Source organism: Marivita sp. (assembly GCF_020055635.1).
Lineage (GTDB): Bacteria > Pseudomonadota > Alphaproteobacteria > Rhodobacterales > Rhodobacteraceae > Marivita.
Genome location: NZ_JAIPUT010000019.1, coordinates 61,250 through 68,388, shown reverse-complemented (window position 1 = coordinate 68,388; position 7,139 = coordinate 61,250). Strand labels below are relative to the sequence as shown.

6 protein-coding genes are annotated in these 7,139 nt (G+C 63.3%); 5 read left to right on the top strand and 1 reads right to left on the bottom strand.

Annotation, left to right across the window (positions count from 1 at the left end):
* Positions 1–569, top strand: a 569-nt coding sequence (locus LCF60_RS11245) for a hypothetical protein (RefSeq protein WP_292291846.1), incomplete at its 5' end; no start/stop codon positions are given.
* Positions 570–631: 62 nt separating this feature from the next.
* On the opposite strand, the gene LCF60_RS11240 is transcribed toward LCF60_RS11245, so the two are convergent.
* On the bottom strand, positions 632–994 hold the full coding sequence (locus tag LCF60_RS11240; protein WP_292291845.1) for a YHS domain-containing (seleno)protein: 363 nt from the start codon (positions 992–994) through the stop codon (positions 632–634).
* A 177-nt stretch (positions 995–1,171) separates the two neighbouring features.
* On the opposite strand from LCF60_RS11240, the gene LCF60_RS11235 reads away from it, so the two are divergent.
* From LCF60_RS11235 to LCF60_RS11220, 4 genes are all read left to right on the top strand, one after another.
* Entirely contained in the window at positions 1,172–1,963 is a 792-nt protein-coding gene (locus LCF60_RS11235; protein WP_292291850.1) for an inositol monophosphatase family protein, read from the top strand.
* 237 nt (positions 1,964–2,200) lie between these two features.
* The gene (locus LCF60_RS11230; RefSeq protein ID WP_292291844.1) at positions 2,201–2,710 is read left to right on the top strand and encodes a protein-tyrosine phosphatase family protein; all 510 of its coding nucleotides are present in this window, start codon (positions 2,201–2,203) and stop codon (positions 2,708–2,710) included.
* Positions 2,711–2,864: 154 nt separating this feature from the next.
* Positions 2,865–4,004, top strand: coding sequence for an efflux RND transporter periplasmic adaptor subunit (locus LCF60_RS11225; protein WP_292291843.1), 1,140 nt, complete (start codon positions 2,865–2,867; stop codon positions 4,002–4,004).
* Between the two features lie 3 nt (positions 4,005–4,007).
* On the top strand, positions 4,008–7,139 hold the full coding sequence (locus LCF60_RS11220) for an efflux RND transporter permease subunit (protein WP_292291842.1): 3,132 nt from the start codon (positions 4,008–4,010) through the stop codon (positions 7,137–7,139).

The window sequence follows — 7,139 nt, the reverse complement described above, 5'->3', positions numbered from 1 at the left end:
ATCGGTCTTTCGTGGGAACCAAAGTATTCAATGGCTATGATTGCCTGATTGATGGATTTTCACGGCAGTTTGATCCCAGTAATTTGGATCGTCGGGTAAAGAGCCGACAGTCGTTTTACTTGCACCTGCATGGTAGCCCGCTTTACTATACAGGTATAGACGGTTCTCTGAATAAGGGATCGCTTAGCTCTATCAAGCAACTGGAAGGCCATGCTTCACTTCACTTAGTGCTCACGCATGTAAAGCATAAAATGAGCGTGATTGCTGCGTCGCCGATACTCAAAGAGTATTGGTTGCGACTAGAAGAGGCGATGAGTGAGGTAGATTGCCTTATTCTGTTTGGGTATAGTGGGGCTGACGCTCATTTAAACAGCCTTGTTGAGCGCCATTTCTCGAGTAAGGATGTCCATATTGTGGAGCGAAAGCATATTGAATACGACACTGAGTTAGGCAAAAGCGAGCGGTTCGATTTCTGGACGAAGAAAATTGGAACAGCTAAAAAGGTCTGTTTTTGGATGGATAATATATTGGACTTTAACCGTTGGCCCTACGAGCATAATTGGAGTTAATAAGAGATGTGTGCGTGAAATCACGCACCCTACGGGTTACATGAGTTAGATTCGAGCCACCCTTACCCCAAAATCCCCGGCCAGTTCGCCTCACCCTTGGCGATGTTTCCCGGCACGTCCTCGAGCCACAGTTCGCGGGCGCGTAGGTTGGCGTTGAGGTAGAGCCTGGCATCAACGATCGTCCAGGCCTCGGGGGTTGTTGGCGCGAGGTAACCGCGGGAGGCGGCGAAGGCGCAGTAGCCTCCGAAGGCGGGGGCGTAGGCGGCTGGATTGGCGGCGAAGGCGTCGGCTGAGACTTGGTCGGCAAAGCGCCAGATTGCGCCTTTGTATCGGGCGGTCACGTCGCCGCCTTCCACCGGGCCGCCCTTGGTGAAATAGCCGACAGGGTCGGAGCCGTCGATGGCGGCAAAGGCGCGGCGGTGCATCGGCGTTCATCCTTTTTCACGACTGTCGGTCAAAGTCGGGGTCTGACGCAACGGAAAGAAGGAGGGTGTTACAGGTCTCACAGGCTCGTGAAACGTCGTCATCGCCCGCAGCCCCTTGGCATTGGTTCCTGTCCCGCTTATACGCCCGGTTTGATCCCGAACAGCCGGAGGCCCATGATGCAGGGCAGCGCCAATCTCAACATCATGATCAAGGCCGCCCGCAAGGCGGGGCGGTCGCTCAACAAGGACTTCCGCGAGGTCGAGAACCTTCAGACCTCGGCCGCGAATGCCGCCGATTTCGTGACGCGCGCGGGCACAGCCGCCGGAGGGATCCTGCGCGATGACCTGACCGGGGCGCGGGGCACCTATGGCTATGTGGATATCAGCGGCGAGACCGAGGGCGAGGACCCGACGCGCCGCTGGCTGGTGAATTCGCTCGAAGGGGCCGCGAACTTTCTGCATGGCCAGCCGCATTTTTCGGTGTCGATCGCGCTTGAACACAAGGGGCAGATCGTGTCGGCCGTGGTGTTCGACCCGGCCAAGGACGAGATGTTCTATGCCGAAAAGGGCCAGGGTGCGTGGCTCAACGACAACAAGCGCATGCGCGTGTCGAGCCGGACCAAGTTGGTCGAGGCGGTTCTGGGCCACGCGGTGCCGTTCGGCGTGAAGCGGACATTGCCGGCGAGTTTGAAGGACCTGGCCCGCGTGATGCCGGAATGTTCCGGCCTGCGCGCATCGGGGTCGACGGCGCTCGACCTGGCCTATGTTGCCGCGGGGCGGTTCGACGGGTTCTGGCAGCGCGAGGCGAAACTGGCCGACATGGCCGCCGGGCTGCTGATCGCCGCCGAGGCGGGTGCGCTGGTCGAAGGTGTGCGCCCGGGGCAGGACCCGTTGCGGGACGGGGCGGTGCTGTGCGCCAACAACCAGCTGTTCTCGGCATTGGCGAGGGTGATCCGCACCGCCGACTGAACGACGCGGATTGGCGATGATGGGCTGTCCAGTCTGATCCTCTTGTGTATCATGTCGCAGACCTGATCAGGAGGGAAGGATGCGTCCGACGCAGACAAGAGGCAGCCGGACCAAGCGAGCCCGCGGGCGCGGCAGGGGCGCGTCTGGCTATGTCGGTGTGTTTTACCGGTTTGCAATCAGCAATGCGGCCGGCGGTTTCCGGAGCCGTGATCCGTTTGCGGGCGAGAGGGCCTTGCCATGATCGTCTACGCGGTCTCCGCCGGGCAGGGCATTCTTGCCATCTCGCCGATGCCGGGCGTGGGGGGCGATTTTGCGGGCGATGTGCAGCACCTGATCGAATGGAAGCCCGCCCTGGTCGTGTCCCTGGTAAGCGAAGCGGAACTGGCGACAGCCGGAGCCACCGGGCTTGGGCCGCGTCTTGTCGATGCGGGCGCGCGGTGGGAACATTTGCCGATCCACGATTTCGGCGTGCCCGATGATGCCTTCGACGCGGCCTGGCCCGTGGTCAGTGCGAATGCCCGCCGCGCGCTGACGGGGGGTGGCCGTATTCTTGTGCATTGCCGGGGGGGCTGTGGTCGATCCGGCATGGTCGCGCTGCGCTTGATGATCGAACTGGGGGAAGCCCCGGACGACGCCCTGGCCCGATTGCGGGCGGTGCGTCCCTGTGCGGTCGAAACGCCCCAGCAGATGGCTTGGGCGATGGCGGCCAAGCGCGCGCCGGCGGTCTTTGTGCGGCATGAAGACTGAGGCACTGACACATTAACTGAGAGTTTGCGGCGAAAATCGCGCCGCTGGGGCACTTCAGGCGGCTTGGGCTGTTTACCCCGAGCATGGCCAGGTGCAGGTTGGGTCAATATCGGCCTGCGCTGGGGGCGGCCAGGCATGTGCGGCCTCGAAGGTGATGGATGTGACTGATCAAACCGAAAAGCTTTCCTTCCGGGACGACCCCGGTGCGACCCGTTCCGTCTGGATCGCCGCGGCCCTGGTCATTGCGATCGTTGGCTGGATGGGCAGCGGCTATCTTTTGCCCTCCGCAGATCCGGGCGCACCGCTGGCCGGTGAGGCTCGAATAGAGCCTGTCGCGGTGGCGGTCGCACAATCCACAGTGCAGCCCGTGACGCTTTATTTCCAGGCCGAAGGCCAGGCCCAGCCTGACCGCGACAGCGCGATCCGTGTCGAGACCTCGGGGGATGTCGCTGAGGTTCTGGTTCAAAAGGGAGAGGAAGTTGCCGACGGGGCGGTGATCGCCCGCCTTTCGCCGACCCGGGCCGATGCCGAACTGCTGCGCGCAAGAGAAGAGGTCACTCGAGCGCAACGCGAATTCGACAACGCCTCCACGCTGCTGGAACGCGGTGTCGCGACGTCCGACCGGGTGAGTGATGCCCGTGCAGCGCTTGCAGCGGCAGAGGCCGCACTTGCCGCAGCCGAACAGGCGATCGAATCGCTCGATATCACGGCACCCTTCGCGGGGCGGATCGAAAGGCTGTCGATTGACCCCGGCGAATTTGTGCAGGCGGGGGCCGAGGTCGGGCGGATCGTCGATAACCGGCCCTTGACGGTGACCCTTCAGGTTCCGCAACAGGCGCTTGGCCGAATCCGGGATGGCCAGACGGCAAATATCAGCTTCATCACCGGCGAGGAGCGGCAAGGCACCGTCAGCTTTGTCGGGACATCGGCGAATGCCGAGACCCGGACGTTCCTGGCCGAGATTGCCGTGCCCAATCCGGATGGTGCCATTCCGGCCGGGATTTCAGCCGAGATCACCATACCGACCGGCACGGCGCAGGCACATTTCGTGCAACCCTCCACTGTCTCGCTAAGCCCGGAGGGGCGGCTTGGGGTCAAGGCGGTGGACGACGACAACACGGTGGTATTCTACCCGGTGGACATTGTCCGCGCCGAGATCAACGGCATCTGGGTGACCGGCCTGCCCGAGACGGCGCAGATCATTACCGTCGGGCAGGGTTTCGTGAACGCAGGCGAGGTGGTCGCGCCGTCGCCGGCATCGAACGGGCTCGAGACGCAATCCACAGGAGACTGAGTCATGAACAGCATCATCGACGCTGCGTTCTCTCGTGGTCGGGTTGTCCTCATGGCGCTTGCCATGATTCTTGCCGTCGGGGCCTATGCCTATGTCTCGATCCCGAAGGAGGCCAACCCCGAGGTGCCGCTGCCGCTGGTCTATGTCTCGACCGGTCTCGAAGGGATCAGCCCGGCGGATGCGGAACGTCTGCTGATCGAACCGATGGAGACGGAGTTCGGAGCCATCACCGGCCTCGAGAAGATGGAGAGCCACGCCTCCGAGGGCTTTGCCAGCGTGCAGCTTGAATTCACGCCGGGCGGAGACATCGACGAGGCGCTCGACAAGGTGCGCGAAGCCGCCGATCGGGTCGAGGGCGACCTGCCGGAGGGCGCCTATGACCTGACGATCCTCGAGATCAACACCGCGCTGTTCCCGATCATCACCGCGATCATCTCGGGTCCGGTTCCCGAACGCACGCTGAACGATCTGGCAGACGAGGCGCAGGAGGCCATCGAGGGACTGACGGGCGTGCTGGAGGTGGATATCGGCGGCGCGCGCGACGAGTTTCTCGAGGTGCTGATCGACCCGACTGTGTTTCAGACCTACAACCTGAGTTTCGATGAACTGATTGGACAGCTTCAGCGCAACAACCGGCTGATCGCCGCCGGGGCCATCGAAACCGGGGGCGGGCGGATCGTGCTCAAGGTGCCGGGGTTGATCGAAGATCTCGACGATGTGATGGAGATCCCGGTGAAGGTGCGCGGCGATGCCGTTGTCACCTTCGAGGATGTCGCAACCGTCCGGCGCACCTTTCAGGATCCGACCGGATTTGCCCGGATCGACGGGCAGCCGGCCTTGGCCCTGGAAGTCAAGAAGCGGTCGGGCGCCAATATCATCGACACCGTCGCGGCCACCAAGGCCGCACTGGAAGACCTGCGCACCGACTGGCCCGACAGTGTCGAGGTCACGTATCTTCAGGACCAGTCCGAGCAGGTCGAGACGTTGCTGTCGGATCTCGAGGCGAATGTCATCGCCGCGGTCATCCTTGTGATGATCGTGATCGTTGCAGCGCTCGGGATGCGGTCGGCGATCCTCGTGGGGCTTGCCATTCCGGGCGCCTTCCTGGCGGGCGTGACCGCGCTCTGGGCGATGGGCTACACGATGAACATCGTCGTCCTGTTTTCCCTGATCCTTGTCGTCGGGATGCTGGTCGACGGGGCGATCGTGACCACCGAACTGGCCGACAGGCGGTTGCAGGAAGGCGTGCCCCCGCGCGAGGCTTATGCCATGGCCGCCAAGCGCATGGCCTGGCCGATCATCGCCTCCACCGCGACGACGCTCAGCGTTTTCGTGCCGCTCCTGTTCTGGACCGGGATGGTTGGCGAGTTCATGAAGTTCCTGCCGATCACGGTGATCCTGACGCTCTTCGCCTCGCTTTTCATGGCGCTTGTCTTCATCCCCGTTCTCGGCGGGCTCATTGGCAGGCGACAGCCGCAGAAGGCCAGTGCAAAGCAGGCCCTTCACGAGGCGGAACACGGCGACCCGCGGCGCATCGGCGGGCTGACGGGCTGGTATGTGCGACGCCTGGAATGGGCGATCCTGCGGCCCGGCGCGACGGCGCTGCTGGCACTGGCGCTTCTGCTGGGGGGCTTTGGTCTTTATGGTCAATTCGGCCAGGGGCTGACCTTTTTCCCGTCGGTCGAGCCCGAGTTCATGCAGGTCCAGATCCGCGCGCGCGACAATTTCTCGATCTACGAACGCGATGCGCTGGTGCGCCGCGTCGAGGACCGCGTGCTGGAGTATGACGAGGTTGCGACGGTCTATGCCCGCTCGACCATGAGCGCGGGCCAGGGGGACGAGGAAACCATCGGTACGCTGCAACTGGAGCTGACCGACTGGGATACGCGCCGCCCCGCCGAAGAGATCGGTGCGGATATCCGGGAGGATGTCGCGGATATCGCGGGCATCGACGTGCAGGTGCAGACCGCGAGCGGCGGGCCGACCAGTGGCAAGCCGGTGAACCTGCAGATCGCGGCCCGCAACCCCGCGGTTCAGGCCGAGGCCGTCGAACAGGTTCTGGCGATCATGGACCGGATCGGCGGCTTCACCGACGTGACCGACACCCGGCCGTTGCCCGGTGTCGAGGTGTCGATCCTGGTCGATCGGGCCGAGGCCGCGCGCTACGGGGCCGATGTCAGCCTGCTCGGGCAGGCGGTTCAACTGCTGACCCAGGGCATCGCGGTGGCCGACTACCGCCCGAGCGATGCCGATGGCGAACTGGACATCCGGGTGCGGTTCCCGGCCGAGGAACGGACCCTGTCAGAACTTGGCAACCTGCGCGTTCCGACCTCTGCGGGGCTGGTGCCGATCTCGAATTTCGTGACATTCGCCCCTTCGGAACGGACGGGCACGATTACCCGGATCGACGAACAGCGCGTGGTGACGATCGAGGCCAACGTGGCCCCCGGCGTTCTGGTGAACGACCAGGTGACGGCGCTTCAGGCGGCGCTCGACAATGCCGATTTGCCCGAAGGGGTCAGCTACAGTTTCGCGGGCGAAGCAGAGGATCAGGCCGAGACCATGGCATTTCTTGTGACGGCCTTCGTGGCCGCGATCTTTCTGATGCTGGTGATCCTGGTGCTTCAGTTCAACAATTTCTACCAAGCCTTCGTGGTCATGAGCGCCATCGTGTTTTCGGTCGCCGGGGTGCTGCTGGGTCTGATCATCACCGGCCGCCCCTTCGGCGTCGTGATGGGCGGCATCGGCGTTATCGCGCTGGCCGGGATCGTGGTGAACAACAACATCGTGCTGATCGACACCTATAACGACCTCAAGCGGTCGGGCATGTCGCCGCGCGAGGCGGCGCTCCGGACCGGGGCGCAGCGTCTGCGACCGGTCGTCTTGACATCGGTCACCACGGCGCTCGGGCTGATGCCGATGGTCCTCGGAGCCAACCTGAACTTCTTCACGCGAGAGATCGTGTTCGGCGCGCCCTCGACGCAGTATTGGACCGAACTTTCGAGCGCCATTGTCGGCGGTCTGATCGTCGCGACCCTGCTGACCCTGATCCTCACGCCCGCCATGCTCATGCTTGTCGAGAAGCGGGAAAACAGCGGTGAGACACGCGCCGCGACCGTGCCCGGCGTGACCTGA